Consider the following 18,783-nt stretch of genomic DNA (forward strand, 5'->3'; position numbering starts at 1 on the left):
GGACTCTGCCTGCTCTTCGTAGGCCCTCGCAGTCCTCGCATTCAAGTCCGTAAAAGTTTAGAGCGGTTCACCGTTTCACGGAAACGGCGAACCGCTCCCTCTTTGTCTTGACGCAATTCCGGACGGAAAACCGTTTCACACTTTTCCTGGAATTGCCCTATGGCCTGAGATAGGCGTAGCCCTGGCGCTGCAATTCGGCGAGCTTGACGACGCCGCCCCTGTCGGCTGCATGGAAGCCGTCGAGCAGGTCGGCCAGGCCGATATCCATGCCGTGCATGGTGTTGGCGCAAGCGTGCGGGCTGAGTCCGTCCTGGACAAGCCCGGCGAACCGCCCGGAAATGGCGGCGGATATGCCCTTCGACTTGAAGGCGGCAAGTGCTGGGCCGTGCACGACAAGCGCGATGTCGACCTTGCCGTCGGTGCCTTCGAAGTGGTTCTTGATGTTGCCGAGCACGAAATTGACCTTGTCGAGGTCGCTGAGGTGATAGGCGACCTTTTGCCTTTCCTCTTCGACGGCCTTGACTTCAATGGCTGCCGCCTTGGTCGGGCGCAGCCCGAAAAGCCCGGCAACTCCGGCAAGACCGACGCGGAAAATATCGCGGCGTCGCATGGCTTCATCTCCCATTTGGCCGGCCGGCGCAAATTGCGTGGCCTCGGCCGCGATCCTAGCATAAATTGACGCCACGTCTTGTCGGGGCAATGGAGGGGTAGCATGACGTCGAGGACCATAATGGGGACCATTGTGGGCGCCGGAGTTGGGGTTGCCTTGCTTGCCGCCGTCGACGGCGCTGCTTTCGCCGAGGACAGGCTCACCGAGCTCAGCCCGGACGGCAAGGACGCCTGTTTCGGCCGCGTCTACGACGCCGCGCATCTCAAGTCGCATCCGCAGCAGAAGGTGGCGCGCATCTTCTTTTATTACGGCCGCGATCCGGTCAGCCGGCCAAACGAGGAGCCAAGCACCGGCATCGATTCCTCCTACAATGGCTTCATGGCGACGACGGTGCGCGGCGCCGAGGCGCCGGAATGGCTCGGTGGCTGGTGCAGCCACGAGTCGGAGGACGGCAAGACCGGCCCGATCCGCTGCGGCATGGACTGCGATCGCACCATGGCTTCGCTGAAGGTGGACGACAAAGGCCGGCTGATTGTCTCGGACGTGCAGCCCGACCTCTATCTCGACGCCGGCTCGGAAGACGAGCTCGGCAAGGCGGAGTACGAAAGGCAGGCGCTGGGCAAGGACGACAACGGCTTCAGGCTCGACCCGATGCCGGCCGCCACCTGCAAGGCGGAGTTCGCGCGCATCGACCCGATCGACCCGGCCCTTGGCCCGCCATTGCGCGAGCGACTGAAGCCGGACCAGGCCTTCTGCTACGGACGCGACTACGACGCCGCGCATCTCGGCTCGCATCCCGATCAGCTGACCCAGTCGATCAGGGTTTTCCGCGGACCGGTCGAGCTGGCGTCTTTCGCCAAGGAGGGCGATCCGGCCAATTGGCCAAGCGGCGCCGACATCGCCGTTTCGGTTACCACGCGGCAGAAATCGGCCAAGGTCACGCAGGTCTACAACTGCCAGGGCGAGGGCGACCAGTGGCGCTGCGCGGCGAGCGCGAAGACGGGTGCTGCCTCCTGCGACATCACGCAAAAGGAGGTCTTCTTTCGCCGCGGCGCCAACGGCACGATGATGCTGGCCAACCCGAACAGCGGCCTGCCGATCGTCGATCTGTGCTCGAAAGCGGCGGCAGGCGACACAATGTCCGACGACAAGGTCTACCGGCTGCAGCCGATGCCGCGGGCTGCCTGCGGGCTTTGAGCAGTTGAGAACCGCGATGCCGGCGGGACAGCGCCCCCCTCTGTCCTGCCGGACATCTCCCCTCAAGGGGCCTCAAGGGGGGAGATCGGCAGCTTCGCCGACAGCGCTTGTCGTTGGAGATTGGCGAAGCCCGAAGCGACATCCAATCTCCCCACTAGAGGGGGAGATGTCCGGCAGGACAGAGGGGGGCGCGAAGGATCACGACTGAGCGATGTTTTCTCTGCGACGCCACCTCACGCGAAGGGCACGGCCGTCGTGCCCTTGGGCAGTTTCGCCTCGTCGTCGGGTTCGACATGGATGATGACGCGGACGGAAGGGATTTCGGCCCTCAGCGCGTCTTCGATGCGGTCGCAAATGACGTGGCTGGCGCCGACCGACATGTCGGCGTCGACAACCAGATGGAACTCGATGAAGGTGGCGCGGCCGGCGATGCGCGTCTTCAGGTCGTGGACCTCGAGCGCGCCCTTGCAATTGGCCGAGATGATGTCGCGGATGCGGATATGTTCCTGGGTGTCGACGGCGCGGTCCATCAGCCCGTTCATCGACGAGCCGATAACGTGCCAGCCCTGCCACAGAATGTTGAGCGCCACGATCACCGCAAGAGCCGGATCGAGAACCTGCCAGCCGGTCAGCACGGCGCCGACCAGGCCGATGAACACACCGACCGAGGTCGCCACGTCGGTCATGATGTGCCTGCCGTCGGCAACCAGCGCCGGTGATTTTTCACGTCGTCCGGTGCGGATAAGGGTCAAGGCCCAGACGGCGTTGATGACCGTTGCGACGCCGTTAATGGCGAGGCCGGTCCATGGCTGTTCGAGTGGGGCCGGATGCTGCCAGGACCACCAGACCTCGTTGAGGATGAGCAGCGCGGCAAGCACGATCAGCACGCCTTCCAGGACGGCCGAGAAATACTCGGCCTTGTGGTGGCCGAACGGATGGTCCTGGTCGGCCGGCTTGTAGCTGACCTGGATCGCCCAATAGGCGGCCGCCGAGGCAATGACGTTGACGATCGATTCCAGCGCGTCCGAATAAAGCGCAACCGAACCGGTGACGTACCAGGCCACCAGCTTCAGGCCGAGCACGACGAAGGCGACGACGATCGACCAGAAGGCGAGGCTGGCGACCTTCTGCCTGGCGGCGGCTTTGTTATCCACCGCGGTCACTGGGGAAGAAATCCCAACACTGAGCCCTCGAAATTAAGCGGCCTTTTCCTTGGCCTTGCGCGGCAGGTGCGCGACAATGTTCTCGATGATGCGCATGCCGGCATTGTGGCCGAGCGTCATGATCGATTCCGGATGGAACTGCACCGCGGCGATAGGTTCCTTGCGGTGCTCGAAGGCCATGATGATGCCGTCTTCGGTCTCGGCGGTGACGACAAAACCGTCGGGCAGCCGCACCGGATCGGCGAAGATCGAATGGTAGCGGCCGACGGTCACCTCCTTGGGCAGGCCGGAGAAGATGATGCCCGGCTTCGACACGCGGATGCGCGACGGCTTGCCATGCATCGGGATGTGCAATTGGCGCAGCTCGCCGCCATAGGCCTCGGCCAGCGCCTGCAGCCCGAGGCAGACCCCGAAGATCGGCAGGTCGCGCGCACGGGCCCGCTTGATGGTGGCGGCGCAGTCGAAGTCCTTCGGTGTGCCGGGGCCGGGCGACAGCACGACCAGGTTTGGCTTCAGCCGGTCGAAGATCTCGTCCGGCACCGGTGTGCGCACCGTCGAGACATTGGCGCCGGTCTGGCGGAAATAGTTGGCGAGCGTATGGACGAAACTGTCCTCGTGATCGACCAGGAGGATGTTGACGCCATCGCCGACACGCGCGGTGCTGCGTTCGGTGCTGGCGGCATTGCCTGATTTGGCGTCGCGGATGGCGGAGAGCATGGCGGATGCCTTCAGTTCGGTTTCGGCTTCTTCTTCCTCGGGAATGCTGTCGAAGAGCAGCGTGGCGCCGGCGCGCACCTCGGCGATGCCGTCCTTGATGCGAATGGTGCGAAGCGTCAGGCCGGTGTTCATGTCACCGTTGAAATTGACCATGCCGATCGCCCCGCCATACCAGGCGCGCGGGCTCTTCTCGTTCTGCTCGATGAAGCGCATGGCCCATAATTTCGGTGCGCCGGTAACGGTGACGGCCCAGGCATGCGACAGAAAGGCGTCGAAGGCGTCCATGCCTTCGCGCAGCCGCCCCTCAATGTGGTCGACGGTGTGGATCAGGCGGGAGTACATCTCGATTTGGCGGCGGCCGATGACGCGCACCGAGCCCGGCTCGCAGACCCTCGACTTGTCGTTGCGGTCGACGTCCGAGCACATGGTGAGTTCGGATTCGTCCTTCTTCGAATTGAGCAGCTTCAGGATCTGCTCGCTGTCGGAGATGGCGTCGTCGCCGCGCTTGATGGTACCGGAGATCGGGCAGGTCTCGACACGGCGGCCGTTGACGCGCACGAACATTTCCGGCGAGGCGCCGATCAGATATTCGCCCTCGCCGAGATTGATGAAGAAGGAATAGGGCGAAGGGTTGATGCTCTTCAGCTTGCGGGAAATCTCGGAGGGCTGGGTTTCGCAGCGTTCGTAGAACATCTGCCCCGGCACCACTTCGAACAGGTCGCCGCGCTCAAAGCTCTTCATCGCCTTGCGCACCAGCTTGGCATATTCGCCGGGCTCGTGGTCGCCGCGCGGCGGGATGCGGTCGGCGGTCCTGAACGGCTCGACGATTTCGTCGCGCGGCAGGCCTTCGGTCGAGAAGCCATCGCCGGAATAGTCGTAGCGGTCGGTCCAGGCCTTGGTCGAATAGTGGTCGACGACGAGGATCTCGTCGGGCAGGAACAGCACGAGATCGCGCTGGCTTGGCTTGCGCTCGAGCTTGTAGTCGACCGGATCGAACTGGAAGGCGAGGTCGTAGCCGAAGGCGCCATAGAGGCCGAGATTGGCATCTTCCTCGGTCTTGAACAAGGCGGTGATGGCGCGCAGCACGGTGAAGACGGAGGGAACGCGGCTGCGTTCCTCCTCGGTGAAGACACGGCCGGGCTTGGCAACTTCGAGGCGGACGAGTTTGTTCGACGTCTCGGCGATCGTGACATCGTCAAGGCCGGCAAGCACCGTGCCGATCACCGGCAAAAGCACCTCGCCGCGGCGGTTCAGCGCCTCGATGCGCATAGCGCGGCCACGTGCCGAGATCACCACCGGCGGATCGATGATGGCGGTGTCCCAGCGCGTATAGCGGCCGGGATATTCGTAATTCGAGGAAAACACGGCGCCGCGGCGCGAATTCAGCCCGTCGACATAGCCATCGATCGCTCCCTCATACGGCCGGTCATGGCGCTGGCGGGTAATCGCCACGCCGCCCGCGGTGACGAAGCGCTCGGCTCCATTCTCCAGTATTTTCGTCGTCATTGCCGTCTCCATCAGCGTCTTTGGGGCAACGGACCCGGGAATGGCTTGAAAAAACAAATGGCCGCCCGGACATTCCGCTGCGGCCACCCTCTATTGTCACGCGAACGCGTTCGAACAGGCCGCTGTCAGCGAGCCCACCACCACACGGTCTTGATCGAACGCATATTCATGGCGATTCCCATAGCGGCGATTGGACGGCCGCGCAACTGGATTCAAATGAGGGCCTCAGTCCTCCAGCGTTCCCGACCTTGCATCGGCGCTCGTCCCGTCGCCGACCAGCTTCAGGAGGTCTTCTCCGGCGCGGATGATGCGGCGGGAGCGCCGCGTGAGGATGAGGCCCGCCTGCGGCGCCAACACTTCCGTGCGGCCGTCGGGCTCGCCGGGCGCGTGGACGATGGTGGCAAGGCGTGCACCCTTGGTGACGCGGTCGCCCGGCTTCACGTCGTAGAGGATCGCGCCCGAGCGGGGCGCCGGCATCATCTCGATGTTTTCGAGCGGCGCGACAATACCGGTAAAAAAACTGGGCCCAACGAAGCTGCCAAGCGCGGGCAGCGCCTGATCCTGGATGACGCCGCGCGCCACAAGCAGCCGGTAGAGCCCTTCGGCATCGGCGCCGGCCAGGGCGCGGTCGACATCGAGTATGCCGCGATATTCAACCGTGGTGGCGACACGCCGGTCCAGGCGCGCCACGTCGGCTGGAACGTTCTGATACGGCATGATCGAGGCGCCTTCGAAGGTGCCGTCGGGATCTTCGTGCCACAGCATCACCGCATCGACGCCCATGGCCGCTGCACAATCCGCCATGGCCGGCCACAGGCTGGTGTGGACGTAAAGATAGGCGAGGCCCTCATCGTCGCAATGCAGGTCGAGCACAATGTCGTGGCCGATGGAGAGCTGCAGCAGCCGCGTTTTCAGCCGCTGGTCGACCGTGCCGTGCATCGGCAGCAGGGCGACGTCGGGCGCGGCGAGCCGCGGAAAGCCGCGATTGAAATTGGTGCGCGTGCCCAGATGGAAGCGGCCCTGATGGTCGCCGTAAAGATATTGCGCGCGGCCGATCGGATTGGCCCAGGGCACGATGGTCATATTGCCGGTGATGCGGCCTTCGGCTTCCGCCTTGCTGAGCATCGGCATCAGCGTGTCGATGGCGACGACGCCCGGCAATTCGCCTGCATGAAGCGCCGCCTGCAGATAGGCGGAAGGCGCCGTCTTGTCCGACCCGGCGAAGCGGAAGACGGGGAATTCGTAGGAAACGCCTTCGCTGTCGCCGGCGATGCGTTCGATGGACTTCTGCATGCTGTCCTCCGTCAAGAGTTCGGAAGACATGCCCGTCGCCGGCGCGCTTGTCGATTGGTCCAGCCAGCGGCGCTATGGGCGCAATGAGCTTACTCGGCGGGATGCGCGAGGGGTCGCGCGATACGCCCGGTTCACACCAGCGGCTTCAATTCCTGGGCGATGGTCGGCAGAAGCTCCGAGACGTTCGGGTGGATGTGGACGGCGCGCGCCAGCGTGCTGACCGGCGCCTTGGCATACATCAGGTCGAGGACGCAGTGCACCGCCTCGTCGCCGCCCGGGCCGAGCACCGAACAGCCGAGGATCTCCCTGGTGTCGGCATCGACCAGGATCTTCATGAAGCCTTGCGTCTCACCTTTTTCGACTGCACGGCTGACGCGGGTCATTGGCCGCTGGCCGACCAGGGCGCGGCGGCCGGATTTCCTTACCGCTGTCTCGGTCATGCCGCAGCGGCCGAGTGGTGGGTCGATGTAGAGCGCATAGGCCTCGATGCGGTCGCTGACCTTGCGCGGATCGTTGTCGAGCAGGTTGGCGGCGACGATCTCGTAATCGTTGTACGAGGTGTGGGTGAAGGCGCCCTTGCCGTTGCAGTCGCCCATCGCCCAGATGCCGGGCACGCTGGTGCGCAACTGGTCGTCGACGACGATGAAGCCGCGTTTGTCGACCTCGACGCCGGCTTTGTCGAGGCCGAGATCGTCGGTGTTTGGCGTGCGGCCGAGCGCCAGCAGCACATGCGAGCCGACCGCGGCCGCCTTGCCTGGCGAGAAGGTCACGGCGATTTCGTTGCCTCGCCTGGCGAAGCGGATGTCGTCGGCGCCGAGATGGACGGCAATGGCTTCGTTTTCGAGGATCGACAAAATGGCGTCCGAGACGTCCTCGTCCTCGCGGCCGATCAGCCGCGGGCTTTTTTCGATGACCGTGACTTCGGAGCCGAAGCGGCGGAACATCTGCGCGAATTCGAGCGAGACATAGCTGCCGCCGACGACGATGAGATGGCGCGGCAGCTCGTCGAGATCCATCATCGACGAGTTGGTCAAATACGAAATGTCGTGGACGCCGGGCAGGTCGGGCACCGAGGCGCGCCCGCCGGTGTTGAGGAATATCTTTTCGGCGCTCAGCAGATCGTCGCCGACGCGCACCGTGTTGGCGCTTACGAAGCGCGCATGGCCGCGATAGAGCGTGCATTTGTCCATGCCGGCAATCCAGTCTTCGAGATTGCCGCGGGCGTCGTTGGAGACCTTGTCCTTGCGCGCCTTTATCGCCTTGTAGTTTACCCCGACGGGACCGGAGAGCGTCACCCCGTAATCCGCGGCGGAGCGGGCGAGATGCGCGGCATAGGCGCTTGCCACCATCGTTTTGGTCGGCGTGCAGCCGGTGTTGACGCAAGTGCCGCCGACCAGCTTTCGCTCGATCAGCGCCACGCTCATGCCGGCCGCATTCAGCCGGCCGGCGAGCGGTGGGCCGGCCTGCCCGGCACCGATGATGATGGCGTCGAATGCCTTTGCCATCATGCCACCGCCGCCACGATCAGAAGCCCGCCGACGATCGCCACCGCGTCCTCGATGAAGGCGGCGGGCGGGTCCTTGCCGAAGGCGGTGGCCAGGCGTTTGCGCGCCTCGGCGCTGCCCAGCGTGCCGATCACCGCACCAACGGCGCCGGCGATCAGGCCGCCTATGGTGGCGCCGTCCGTGGCGCCGATCACCGCGCCGGTGAACGCGCCCAGGACGATGCGCGTGCCGAATTGCTGCGGCACCTTGCGGCTCGGCGTCGATGGCAGCTGGTCGGTGACCAGTTCGGCGATGGCCAGGATGGTGAAGATGCCGACGGCGATCCAGTGGCCCATGAAGCTCGCCCAGGTGCCGGCGACCGGCAACCAGCCAAGCCAAGCGCCCCAGGCGACCGCGGCGGGCGCAGTCATGGCGCGAAGCCCGGCAACGACGCCAATCAGGAGTGCAAGAATGTACAGCATGATCGATCCCCTCGATGGCCGGCTTGGGACAGGTCCGAGAGGGCAAGCTACCATAGGTCGGGTATTTGACCAGAGGTGGTGTCGCCGCCGGCGCTTCCGAATTTGCACCACTTGTGCTTTGGCAGAGATTGAAACTGGAGTTGCGGCCATGACGGCGAGCGAACGCACGAAAATGGCGGCGGGCGAGTGGTATCGCTGCCTCGATCCGGAACTGGAGGCGCTGCGCATTACGTCGCGCGACGCGGTGTTCGAGCACAACAGCCTACCACCGCGGCAGCGTGGCGATATCGGGCCTGGATTGCGGACGCTGCTCGGCGCTGCGGGCGAGGGCGCGCGGATCGAAGCGCAGTTCCACTGTGCCTATGGCTTCAACATCTTTCTCGGCGACCGCGTCTTCCTCAATGCCGGCTGCACTATCCTCGACACGGCGCCAGTGCGCATCGGCAAGGGAACGCTGCTCGGCCCCAATGTGCAGATCTATTGCGCCGAGCACCACAAGGAGACTGCTGGGCGGCAGGCAGGGCTGGAAATCGCCAGGCCCGTCGAGATCGGCGACAATGCCTGGATCGGCGGCAGTGCCATCATCCTCGGCGGGGTCAGGATAGGCGACGGCGCCATCGTCGGCGCCGGTGCCGTGGTGACGCGCGACGTGACGGCGAACACCACGGTGGTTGGTAATCCGGCACGGATAATCAGCAACGGCTGAGCACCTGTGCTTCTGTCGCCGGTCATGTCCTCGTTCTGATGGACATGGGGCGGCTGTGTTACTTGGCCGGAGGTGGATGCAACCGTGTGTCGAGCGCAAACGCCTCCTGCGTCTTCATGGCGTATGCCCCTCTGGCGAGGCTCGCGTCGAAGATCAGGTTCCAGCTATGCTGCGATACGGCGCTCGGAATTACAACGAACCGGTGCCGTTGCAGAAGATCGTCGCCAAACACCTGTTGTCTGGAGCTCGGAATGCCCGGGCGCAACCAGTTGGGGTTGGGCACGGCCGCGGGGTCGACGATATGCACATCCGCGACATCGCTGACGATCGCTGCCGTCATGACATGCGCTATCGTGTCGAGCGCCCTGAAGCCCTTATGGACCGCAACTTCGAGGATCGCAGTCGACGGATCGATCGAGCAGTAGACGGCGCGCACGCCCTTGCTGTTCCAGCGTCCGCCCACCCTGTATGCGCCCTCGCCACTATCCCATGCAGGCGCAAACGCGGCTTGATCGAGGCGCCATCCGATGAGGTCGGAGCCACCAAGCGCCGCGGGCAGCGGCGTCATGCATAAACGCCATATTCAAGCCGTTCCAGATAGTCTTCTACAAGCTCGATCCCCGCCGGTGTCGCCAGAAGGTCGATTGGACGACGCTGGTCGAGCCCAATCGCCGGGCGCTCCAGCCATTGCTCTGCCTCCACCTGCGAACCGAACACGTCGGTCGCTTTCGACAGGATCTCCGCGAACTTCCAGGTTCGTCCGCTCTGGTCCTGACTGAGAGGCTTGGAAGGAGCATCCTTGCGGCGCTGGTAGGTGCGCAGGCTCATGCCGACGGCCTTCTCCAGCGAATCAGTCTTCTGGATGAAGACGAGTTGCCCGATAAGATGGTCCAGCGCTGAAGCCGGCAGGCCGTGCAGAAGCAACTCGTGGGCATCCAAAGCGCTGCTGAGGCGCCTTGCCAGAATGCGGCTGCCGCCTAGCAATTTCGCCACCTTCTGAAGTTCATTGTTTTTTGCTGCTGGCGCAGCCTTTTCCAATGCCATCGCCACGGCAAGCCCTCTTCGCGTCATCTGTCGCTTTAATATATGACAGATGACGCAGAGCCTTTCAAGCACGACAGGATCGAGAGCAGGGCAATCGCTTCGAGAGAAAAGATAGCCTGCTCGGGCCAGATGGCAGCCCAACGTTGGCACTGAAGCGATTGCCCTGGAATCGAGCGCGAGCCGAATTTCACCTCGGCATGTGCGCCACGCGCTCCTCCTGAGCACTCTTCGAGAATTCGCGCCGGTACTGCGCCGGCGAGGTTCTGAGCCGCGCCGCGAAATGCTGGCGCAGCGAGGTGGCGCTGCCGAAACCGGCCTCGAAGGCAACCGTGTCCATCGATTTTTCCGTTGCCTCCAGCAGCCGCTGCGCCAGCTGGACGCGCTGGTCGGTCAGCCAGTCACCGAAACTGGTGCCGATCGTTTTCTGGAAACGGCGCGTGAACGTCCGGCGGGTGAGGCCGGCGTGACCGGCAACGCTGTCCAGACTGTGCGGCTCACCCAGGGTTTTGCGCACCGCTTCGAGAGCCTGGGTGAAGCGGTCCGCATTGCCGGTCCTGGCGATGGGACGTTCGATGAATTGAGCCTGCCCGCCCTGCCTATGCGGAGAAAGCACGATCTGCCGGGCCAGGCGAAGTGCCGCCTCCGCGCCGTAACGAGCCCGTACGACGTGCAGGCAGCAGTCGAGCCCGGCGGCGACGCCGGCGGATGTCACGACGTCGCCATTGTCGATGTAGAGCACTTCCGGTTCGACGAGAATGTCGGGATAGAGTTCCTGCAGCTGATCCGCGTAGGCCCAGTGCGTCGCCGCTCGCCGCCCCGAAAGCAGTCCGGTCGCCGCAACAGCGAACGTTCCCAAGCACAGTCCGACGATCAGCGCGCCGCGCTCGTGCGCGCCAAGCAACGCGTCTATCAATGCGGCTGGAGGCGAGCTCCCGAGATCCTTCCAGCTTGGCACGATGACGATGTCGGCGTCATCGAGCGCGGAAAGCCCGTGCGGGACGCTGATGGTCAGCCCGGCATCGGTGCGGATCGGCCCGTCCTCAATCGCGCAGACCCGGAAGTCGAAGCGCGGCAGGCCGAGCTCCGTGCGATCCGCGCCGAACACGAGACACGGCACGGAGAGATGAAACGGGCTGATGCCATCGAAGGCGATGGCGGCAACGGCAGGATCGGTCATGGGAGCTCCAGCAACGGGCGAGGCCGATTGTCCCAATTCTTTCGAATAATGTCAATTGGGACACTTTTTGCGATCCGGCGCCGAGCTTATCGTCCACCCATTAATTTCAAACAGGAAAGGAAAACCCCATGTCGGAACCAGCCAAAGGCAAAGCTCCACGCCGCGCCCTCATCGTCATCGATGTTCAAAACGACTATGACGGCGGCAACCTCGCCATCCAGCATCCGCCCTTCCGCGACAGCGTCGTCAATGTGGCGCGAGCGATGGACGCGGCCACCGAGGCAGGCGTCAAGGTGGTGGTCATCAAACAGTTGGCGCCGGAAACCTCACCGGTCTTCGCCAAGGGCAGCCATGGCGCCGAGTTGCACCCGGAAATCGCCAGGCGAAACCGTGACCACTATGTCGAAAAACACCTGCCAAGCGCCTTCACCGGCACCGACCTCGAGGCGTGGCTGCGCGCCAACTCTATCGATACGATCACTGTCATCGGCTACATGACGCATAATTGCGACCTGTCGACGGTCATCCACGCCGTGCATATGGGCTTCGAGGTGGAGTTCCTATCGGACGCAACGGGGTCATTGCCCTACGCCAACAGCGCCGGCTACGCGTCGGGGGAGGAAATCCATCGCGTCATGACGATCGTCCTGCAATCGCGCTTCGCGGCCGTTCTCAAAACCGCCGAATGGATCGAGTGCCTGAAGACCGGCGTGGTACCCCAGCACGACACACCCTATGCCTCCAACCAGCGCGCGCTGGCGCGGAGCGCGGCGTAGGAGACCATTGCGGACAGGCAGAAGGGGCGCCGCAGCGTTGCGGCGCCCTTTGCCGTTCGAGCATTGATTATCCCTAAAACAGGCCTTCGATCTGGCCCATTTCGTTCAGGAAGATCTTTTCCGACGATGGCGCTTTGGGCAGACCGGGCATGGTCATGACCTCGCCGCAGATGATGACGACGAAGCCGGCGCCGGCAGACAGTCTGACCTCGCGCACCGGTACGGTGTGGCCGGTCGGCGCGCCGCGCAGATTCGGATCGGTCGAGAAGGAATATTGCGTCTTGGCCATGCAGACCGGCAGGTGGCCGTAGCCGGCGTGCTCCCAGGCATGGAGCTGATCGCGCACCGACTTGTCGGCGATCGCTTCGGAACCGCGATAGATGCGCTGGACGATGGTGTTGATCTTCTCGAACAGCGGCATGGCGTCGGGATAAAGCGGGGCAAATTGCGACGCGCCGGATTCGGCCAATGCCACGACCCTTTTGGCCAGTTCCTCGATGCCGGCCGATCCCTGGGCCCAGTGCTTGCACAGGATCGCCTCTTCGCCCATCGAGGCGACGTAGTCCTTCATCGCCTGGATCTCGGCCTCTGTGTCGGAGTAGAAATGGTTGATGGCGACCACAGCCGGCACACCGAACTGGCGGATGTTCTCGATGTGGCGGCCGAGATTCGCACATCCCTTCCTGACCGCCTCGACGTTCTCCTTGCCGAGGTCCTCCTTCTTGACGCCGCCATTCATCTTCATGGCGCGAACCGTGGCGACGATGACCGCCGCTGCCGGCCTCAGGCCGGCCTTGCGGCATTTGATGTCGAAGAACTTTTCGGCACCGAGATCGGCGCCAAAACCGGCTTCGGTGACGACGTAATCGGCTAGCTTCAGCGCCGTCGTGGTGGCAACGACGGAGTTGCAGCCATGCGCGATGTTGGCGAAGGGGCCGCCGTGGACGAAAGCCGGGTTGTTCTCCAGCGTCTGCACGAGATTGGGCTGCATGGCGTCCTTCAGGAGTACGGCCATTGCACCGTCGGCCTTGAGGTCGCGGGCATAGACAGCCGACTTGTCGCGACGATAGGCGACGATGATGTCGCCGAGGCGCTTTTCCAGGTCCTTCAGGTCGGTCGACAGGCACAGGATGGCCATAACTTCCGAGGCGACTGTGATGTCGAAACCGGCCTCGCGGGGGAAACCGTTGGCGACGCCGCCGAGCGAACAGATGATCTCGCGCAGCGACCGGTCGTTCATGTCCATGACGCGGCGCCAGACGACACGGCGGGTGTCGATGCCGAGCTCGTTGCCCCAATAGATGTGGTTGTCGATCAGTGCCGACAGCAAGTTATGGGCGGTGGTGATGGCGTGGAAATCGCCGGTGAAGTGGAGGTTCATGTCCTCCATCGGCACGACCTGCGCGTAGCCGCCGCCGGCGGCACCGCCCTTGACGCCGAAATTCGGTCCGAGCGAAGCCTCGCGGATGCATACGATGGCCTTCTTGCCGAGGCGGTTGAGGCCATCGCCCAAGCCCACCGTCGTCGTCGTCTTGCCTTCGCCGGCCGGTGTCGGGTTGATGGCGGTGACGAGGATCAGCTTGCCGTCCTTGTTGCCCTTCACCGACTTGATGAACTCGGCCGAGATCTTCGCCTTGTCGTGGCCGTAGGGCAGAAGATGTTCGCTCGGAATGCCGATCTTCTGGCCGATCTCCTGGATCTGCTTCTTCCTGGCGCCGCGCGCGATCTCGATGTCGGACTTCACTTCGGCCATGACGGCTTCCCTCTGGATTGGACGGATTTGACTAGTGTGGTCGCAAGAACAGCCCGGCATTGCAGGCGCGAGCATGTTCTACCCCTGTCGCTGCCGCGGCGTCAACTTTCATGCAACTATGTTTCCTGCGAAGAAAATACCTCTGCCGCCGGCCGCTCTGCTACAGGTTCTTTTTTGCGCCGGTTGCAGCGCCGTATAGAAGCCAGAGCAGGCGCGGTTCCGCCGTCTCAAAACAGCCGCCTAATACGCGAAAAGCGACAGAAGCAACGGCGCAAATTCACCAGCGCCGGCTGTGCGGAACGATCCGCTACTGGGTCAGCACGTTGCTGATCTCGACCATGTTCGAGCGCACCCTGAGTATGTAAAAGCCCATCGTCGTCAGATGTGTCGGCAACAGCCAGCCGTCCTCGCGGCCATTGGCGATGATGAAAGGCTGGATGCGCAGCGCCGAGACGAATTGCGCGTCCATCGTATCCCACAGGTTCTGCAGGTGCTTTTCCTTGATGACGTCCTCGAAGTCGGCCTGTGCGCCCTTCATCAGCCCGTAATAGGCATAGAGCTGGCCATAGGCGAACCAGAAGCGATCGTCGGCGCGCGTGTCGAACCAGCCATTATTGTGGTTTTCGGCACGCTCCTTGAGGATCGCCGAGGTCGAACCGATATCGGACGAGATGCGGTCGATATACTGCTTGAGATTGTCGGCGCGGGCATCGAACGTCGCCTGGCAGGCTGCGAGGCGGGCGTTGAAGGAGCGCAGCTTGCGCACCGCGTCGCGATAGTAGCTCGGCGTCGGCGTCTTGGGGCCGAACGGGTTCAGGCCGAAATACCAGGTTTCCTCGTCGAACTGCAGATTGCCGCGGGCGTCCTGCAGGTCGGCGTCGATCTGCGAGGTGGTGCGGACGCGGCCGAGATTATCGGCAAGCTCGGTCGCCGTACGCCGCACCGCCTGGTTGATGCCGCGCTGGAACGAAGCCTTGTTGTCCATGAACGGCGTGTGGTCCCAGTCGATGCCGAACAGGCCGAGCTTGTAGAGGATCATCGACGACACCCAGGCATTCTGGTTGACGTTGAAGTCGGTCAGGTCGGCAGCAACCTGGGCAATGGCTGAATTTCCGCAGGTCTTGGCCGTGTCGGTGCCGGCGCCGGCGGAAACCTGTTCACCGGCGGAGCTGTTGCGTTTTTCGAAAGTGTATTTGTCGACGTAATTCGGGTCGAAATTGTTCCACCACTGGGTGGCGTAGAAGAAATTGACATAGAGGCCGATTAGCACGAGCACAGCCAGTCCGAGCACCGCCTTCAGGATCCAGCCGCGTTGCGTGTACCAGCGCCCCGCCCACAGGAACGGCCACAGGATCGCACCGACGAGCAAGCCGATGCCGCGGCCAATCCACTGGAAAATCCGGGTGAAGAAATTCACGATCGGATCAAGCATGGCGATGTCACCCCCTCAGTCAGTCAAGCCGTAGAGGCGTGTGCGAAACGCCACCTTGTCCTTCAAATATGTGGTTTTCAGAACGTCCACAACATGCGATCGCCAGGCGTCGCTGAAGCCGTCATAATCCCTGTAAAAGCCCGGCTTGTTGAAGACGTAACGCGAGACGAAGTCCTGCGGCACGAAGTCCGAGATCAGCTGGTTGGTCAGCCAGGCGTCGGGATGGTCCGGCTTGGCGCGGATGACCAGGAAGCGCTGCTGCGGGAACACATCCTCGATCTTGAGATGGCCGAGCTGGGCGATCTCGCGCTTGGCGGCGTTGAGGAAGGGAAAATTGCCGTCCCTGGTGATCAGATCGGCATGGCCGTGGATCCAGGTCTGCAGCCAGACCTTGTCGACATCGGTCAGATTGCGGTCGGGCTCGGCGTCGCGGATCAGCGCGCGCACCACCATTTCGGCGCGATGCTCGAGATAGCCGGAGGTTTCGATCCATGAGGCGCGCGGCAGCTCGATGCGCCCGGTCGAGGCGAGGAACTTGAACACCTTGTCGGCATCGTGGATCGAAAGGTAACTCACCTGCCACGGCCGTGAGCGGCGGAAACCGGGCGCTGCCGGGTCGCTGATCACCGTCGTCACGTCGGGATCGACGAACACATAGAGCCCGCCGAAATGGCTGGTCCAATAGGCATTGTGACGGAAGATCACCTGGTCCGGCACCAGCGCATTCTCGCGGATGTCGCCGCAGATCTTCGCCAGCTCGACCATGTGGGCCAGCATGGCGTTGTCGCGCCAGGCATCCGGCTCCTGCTTCAGCCGGTCGACCAGCTTGCCGAGTTCGGCGGCCTTACCGAGCACATCCTCGGCCGAGAGCACCTTGAATTCGACCTGGTTGATCGACAGCAGGTCCTCGATGTCGTCGACCTTGGGGACCGAGTCCTCGATCTCGCCGTAGATGACGTCCTTGATCGTCAGCGCATCGATGGCGCGCTGGTTCTTCGACATGAATTCGTACATCAGCAGCGAGGTGTTGGAGAATGCCGTGTGCACCACCGGCAGGTCGATCTGCGACGGCGTCAGGATGATGAAGCGGCGGTTGACCTCGTTCGGATCGAGGTAGCTGTAGTCGCCGCATTCCTCGGCGACCTGCGGCGAGAAGCCGGTGCGATCGATCTCGAAGCTTTTCAACTTGGTCGGCTTCAAGCCGAACGCGATCATCGCCTTGTTGTAGCGCTGGATCAGGTGCGGCTCGTCGATCGTCAGCAGCCGGCCGTAGATCAGCTCGTTGTCGCGCAACAGATCGGGCTTCTTGGCGGGGCTCATGCTTTCTTCTTCCCGTTCACGGGGAGAAGGTGTCCGAACGGCGGATGAGGAGCGCGAACGCTCCTTCTTCCCTTGTGGGAGAAGGTGGCCGAGCGAAGCTCGGTCGGATGAGGGGTGTTCCAGCTTGACGAATACCCCTCATCGGTCGCCTTCGGCGACACCTTCTCCCACAAGGGGAGAAGGGGGCGTCGGCGCATCTCACGCATTCCATAGCCCCTTCTTCTTCATCTCCTCGATCTCGCGGACGGCACGCTCCCGCAGCCGAGTATCGCGGATCATCTTGCTCACCGCGGCGTCGTCGGACTTGTCGGAATAACGGAATTCGGAATCCGCATAGCGATTGATCTCCTGCATGACCATGTCCATCGAGAATGGCCCGCGCAGTTCCTCGATCATGGCTTTCTTGTCGTCGTAACCCTTGTGCATGAAGGCTTCCGGCTTTTCGAACCACTCGTCGGGCAATTCGATGTCCATGGCGCGCATCTTGATCGCGTCGGTGACGTTCTTGATGGCGCGGCCGGTAAAGCGCGGTTCGGCATCCTTGATCATGTGCAGATAAGTGCCGATGTCGGCCATCGTCTTCGGTGCGCCGTTCTCCTTCATATAGCGCTCGTAGACCTTCATCAGCCCGTCTTCGTGCGGCTTTTCATGCTCCTCATAGGCTTCCATCACCGCGCGCTGGATCTCTTGCGCCGCATAGAGCTTGTGATCGCCGAGCGGGATCTTGTGGTTCTTGCCGGCGAGCAGAACGAAGATGTCGATGTAGTCGTCGCGGCTCTGCGGGCCATCGACCAGCCAGCGCGCGCCGGCGCGCTGGCGCAATGCGTCGTCGACGTTCTCGGGATAGTTGGAAAACATGCCGAACGAGCAGTTGCCGCGCACCACGGTGCCGGCACCCCCGAACGCGTCCATCAGGACGCCGGTGATTTCCTGCTGGCCGGCCGAGGCGCGATGGTCGGAGCGGCGTGCGGCGACCTGGTCGATATCGTCGATGGTGCCGAAGCCGATGACGCGCGGGTTCAGCACATTGTTGATGAACTGACGGCAGTTCTGGCCCGACTTGCCCTGGTAGGACGAGATCTGGTCGACGCCGAAATTCTCATAGGCGAAGGGATAGCCGGCGACCTGGCAGTAGCCGTTGACGAGACCGGCGATCATCTGGATCAGCGTCGTCTTGCCGGTGCCGGGAGCGCCGTCTCCGATGAAGGTGAACAGGAAGCCGCCGAGCTCGACAAACGGGTTCAGCTCGCGCTCGAAGTCGTAAGCCATCAGCATCTTGGCGAGCTTAACCGACTGGTATTTGGCGATGTGGTTGCCGACGACCTCTTCCGGCTTCTTGAAGGTCATGACCAACGGTTTTGCCCGCTTGCCCGGCGCGACGTCGAAACCATCGAGCGTGAAATCGTCGACGTCGATGCGGATATGCGCGTTCTCGAACGGGCCGATGCCGTCGAAGCGGCCTTTTCGCGCCAAAAGCCCGTCGATGGCAATGCGGGCAAAGGCGCGCGCCCGGGTCATCAGGTCGGCGTCGTCCTTCGCGCCTGATATCGCCCTGTCGAGGCCGGCCACGATCGATTTCACCGCGTCCTGGGGCGTGTCGAACAGAAAGTCCGGCTCGGGCGTGTCGTTCGGCGCCTCGCCGTCGCTATCGATCAGCTGGAACAGATAGGAGGCGAAGCTGAAGGCGGAAACATAGGCCGAAGCCGACAGCAGCTTTTTGAATGTGGCGGCCTCGTCGCCTTCGAGCGGCGCGCGGGCGTTTTTCGCCTGCAGGCTTTCGAGGTCAGAGCCTTCGGCGAAGACATCGGATATTGCCAACGCAATGGCCAGCCCACGCCGGGCGCGAAACAGCAGCGTGTGCTGCGGGATGGTCAGCAGCTGGTCGTCGGGATGGACGGCGGCGACGGTTTTGGCGAGCTCGACCTCGCGCGTGCGGCGAACCGAGCCGACCGAAACGGTCGAGACGAAGCGGCGGTTGGTGCCGGCAAGCGCGGTACCGGATTGGCGCGATGGGTCTTCCAGCACGACGATGCGGGTGATGAAACTTTGCGCAGTGGCGCGGTGCTTTTCGATTGCCGCTTCCGGGATGGTGGTCAGACCGGTGTCCATGGAGGATGCTCCGC

The 18,783-nt window shown here is 63.2% G+C and carries 16 protein-coding genes; 3 read left to right on the forward strand and 13 right to left on the reverse strand.

From position 1 onward, the window contains the following. Positions 1–157 precede the first annotated feature (157 nt). Entirely contained in the window at positions 158–610 is a 453-nt protein-coding gene (locus NMG46_RS19005) for a DsrE family protein (protein WP_254819138.1), read from the reverse strand. Positions 611–712: 102 nt separating this feature from the next. Between NMG46_RS19005 and NMG46_RS19010 the strand changes: the two genes are divergently transcribed. Beyond that, positions 713–1,807: a hypothetical protein gene (locus NMG46_RS19010; RefSeq protein WP_254819139.1), complete on the forward strand. Its 1,095-nt coding sequence runs from the start codon at positions 713–715 to the stop codon at positions 1,805–1,807. 233 nt (positions 1,808–2,040) lie between these two features. Here NMG46_RS19010 and NMG46_RS19015 read toward each other — a convergent pair whose 3' ends face one another. The 5 genes from NMG46_RS19015 to NMG46_RS19035 all read right to left on the reverse strand — a co-directional run bounded on the left by NMG46_RS19015 (position 2,041) and on the right by NMG46_RS19035 (position 8,452). Further along, entirely contained in the window at positions 2,041–2,961 is a 921-nt protein-coding gene (locus NMG46_RS19015; protein WP_254819271.1) for a cation diffusion facilitator family transporter, read from the reverse strand. Positions 2,962–3,003: 42 nt separating this feature from the next. Beyond that, a complete protein-coding gene (locus tag NMG46_RS19020; protein ID WP_254819140.1) occupies positions 3,004–5,193 on the reverse strand; it encodes an anthranilate synthase in 2,190 nt (729 codons plus the stop codon). A 225-nt stretch (positions 5,194–5,418) separates the two neighbouring features. Continuing rightward, complete coding sequence (locus tag NMG46_RS19025) at positions 5,419–6,486, reverse strand: succinylglutamate desuccinylase/aspartoacylase family protein (RefSeq protein WP_254819141.1); 1,068 nt, start codon at positions 6,484–6,486, stop codon at positions 5,419–5,421. Positions 6,487–6,617: 131 nt separating this feature from the next. Next, positions 6,618–7,994: an FAD-containing oxidoreductase gene (locus tag NMG46_RS19030; RefSeq protein ID WP_254819142.1), complete on the reverse strand. Its 1,377-nt coding sequence runs from the start codon at positions 7,992–7,994 to the stop codon at positions 6,618–6,620. Further along, entirely contained in the window at positions 7,991–8,452 is a 462-nt protein-coding gene (locus NMG46_RS19035; RefSeq protein ID WP_254819143.1) for a DUF4126 domain-containing protein, read from the reverse strand. The genes NMG46_RS19030 and NMG46_RS19035 overlap by 4 nt, the downstream gene beginning before the upstream one ends. Before the next feature lie 148 nt (positions 8,453–8,600). Here NMG46_RS19035 and NMG46_RS19040 point away from each other — a divergent pair, with 148 nt between their 5' ends. After that, positions 8,601–9,158, forward strand: coding sequence for a sugar O-acetyltransferase (locus NMG46_RS19040; RefSeq protein ID WP_254819144.1), 558 nt, complete (start codon positions 8,601–8,603; stop codon positions 9,156–9,158). A gap of 58 nt (positions 9,159–9,216) precedes the next feature. Here the strand turns inward: NMG46_RS19040 and NMG46_RS19045 are convergent, their stop codons facing one another. From NMG46_RS19045 to NMG46_RS19055, 3 genes are all read right to left on the reverse strand, one after another. Continuing rightward, the gene (locus tag NMG46_RS19045; protein ID WP_254819145.1) at positions 9,217–9,726 is read right to left on the reverse strand and encodes an RES family NAD+ phosphorylase; all 510 of its coding nucleotides are present in this window, start codon (positions 9,724–9,726) and stop codon (positions 9,217–9,219) included. Beyond that, positions 9,723–10,208, reverse strand: a complete 486-nt coding sequence (locus NMG46_RS19050) for an antitoxin Xre/MbcA/ParS toxin-binding domain-containing protein (RefSeq protein ID WP_254819146.1) — start codon at positions 10,206–10,208, stop codon at positions 9,723–9,725. Before NMG46_RS19050 ends, NMG46_RS19045 begins: the two co-directional genes overlap by 4 nt. A 181-nt stretch (positions 10,209–10,389) precedes the next feature. Further along, positions 10,390–11,379 carry a helix-turn-helix domain-containing protein gene (locus tag NMG46_RS19055; RefSeq protein ID WP_254819147.1) on the reverse strand — a complete coding sequence of 330 codons (990 nt, stop codon included), beginning with the start codon at positions 11,377–11,379 and terminating at the stop codon, positions 10,390–10,392. Between the two features lie 128 nt (positions 11,380–11,507). Between NMG46_RS19055 and NMG46_RS19060 the strand changes: the two genes are divergently transcribed. After that, a complete protein-coding gene (locus tag NMG46_RS19060; RefSeq protein WP_254819148.1) occupies positions 11,508–12,155 on the forward strand; it encodes a cysteine hydrolase family protein in 648 nt (215 codons plus the stop codon). 73 nt (positions 12,156–12,228) lie between these two features. Here the strand turns inward: NMG46_RS19060 and NMG46_RS19065 are convergent, their stop codons facing one another. The 4 genes from NMG46_RS19065 to NMG46_RS19080 form a co-directional block, all read right to left on the reverse strand. Continuing rightward, the gene (locus NMG46_RS19065; RefSeq protein WP_254819149.1) at positions 12,229–13,908 is read right to left on the reverse strand and encodes a formate--tetrahydrofolate ligase; all 1,680 of its coding nucleotides are present in this window, start codon (positions 13,906–13,908) and stop codon (positions 12,229–12,231) included. Positions 13,909–14,215: 307 nt separating this feature from the next. Next, positions 14,216–15,340, reverse strand: coding sequence for a DUF2333 family protein (locus NMG46_RS19070; RefSeq protein WP_254819150.1), 1,125 nt, complete (start codon positions 15,338–15,340; stop codon positions 14,216–14,218). Positions 15,341–15,355: 15 nt separating this feature from the next. Continuing rightward, positions 15,356–16,660: a DUF6638 family protein gene (locus tag NMG46_RS19075; protein WP_254819151.1), complete on the reverse strand. Its 1,305-nt coding sequence runs from the start codon at positions 16,658–16,660 to the stop codon at positions 15,356–15,358. 198 nt (positions 16,661–16,858) lie between these two features. Further along, positions 16,859–18,769, reverse strand: coding sequence for an ATP-binding protein (locus NMG46_RS19080; protein ID WP_254819152.1), 1,911 nt, complete (start codon positions 18,767–18,769; stop codon positions 16,859–16,861). Positions 18,770–18,783 lie beyond the last annotated feature (14 nt).

Origin of the sequence: Mesorhizobium sp. LMG 17147, from assembly GCF_024297145.1 — a bacterium.
Lineage (GTDB): Bacteria > Pseudomonadota > Alphaproteobacteria > Rhizobiales > Rhizobiaceae > Mesorhizobium.

Bases quoted from the DNA above. Each gene is read 5' to 3' on its own strand.
- NMG46_RS19005 (WP_254819138.1), bottom strand. From the start codon at position 610: ATGCGACGCCGCGATATTTTCCGCGTCGGTCTTGCCGGAGTTGCCGGG.
- NMG46_RS19010 (WP_254819139.1), top strand. From the start codon at position 713: ATGACGTCGAGGACCATAATGGGGACCATTGTGGGCGCCGGAGTTGGG.
- NMG46_RS19020 (WP_254819140.1), bottom strand. From the start codon at position 5,193: ATGACGACGAAAATACTGGAGAATGGAGCCGAGCGCTTCGTCACCGCG.
- NMG46_RS19025 (WP_254819141.1), bottom strand. From the start codon at position 6,486: ATGCAGAAGTCCATCGAACGCATCGCCGGCGACAGCGAAGGCGTTTCC.
- NMG46_RS19030 (WP_254819142.1), bottom strand. From the start codon at position 7,994: ATGATGGCAAAGGCATTCGACGCCATCATCATCGGTGCCGGGCAGGCC.
- NMG46_RS19035 (WP_254819143.1), bottom strand. From the start codon at position 8,452: ATGCTGTACATTCTTGCACTCCTGATTGGCGTCGTTGCCGGGCTTCGC.
- NMG46_RS19040 (WP_254819144.1), top strand. From the start codon at position 8,601: ATGACGGCGAGCGAACGCACGAAAATGGCGGCGGGCGAGTGGTATCGC.
- NMG46_RS19045 (WP_254819145.1), bottom strand. From the start codon at position 9,726: ATGACGCCGCTGCCCGCGGCGCTTGGTGGCTCCGACCTCATCGGATGG.
- NMG46_RS19055 (WP_254819147.1), bottom strand. From the start codon at position 11,379: ATGACCGATCCTGCCGTTGCCGCCATCGCCTTCGATGGCATCAGCCCG.
- NMG46_RS19060 (WP_254819148.1), top strand. From the start codon at position 11,508: ATGTCGGAACCAGCCAAAGGCAAAGCTCCACGCCGCGCCCTCATCGTC.
- NMG46_RS19065 (WP_254819149.1), bottom strand. From the start codon at position 13,908: ATGGCCGAAGTGAAGTCCGACATCGAGATCGCGCGCGGCGCCAGGAAG.
- NMG46_RS19070 (WP_254819150.1), bottom strand. From the start codon at position 15,340: ATGCTTGATCCGATCGTGAATTTCTTCACCCGGATTTTCCAGTGGATT.
- NMG46_RS19075 (WP_254819151.1), bottom strand. From the start codon at position 16,660: ATGAGCCCCGCCAAGAAGCCCGATCTGTTGCGCGACAACGAGCTGATC.
- NMG46_RS19080 (WP_254819152.1), bottom strand. From the start codon at position 18,769: ATGGACACCGGTCTGACCACCATCCCGGAAGCGGCAATCGAAAAGCAC.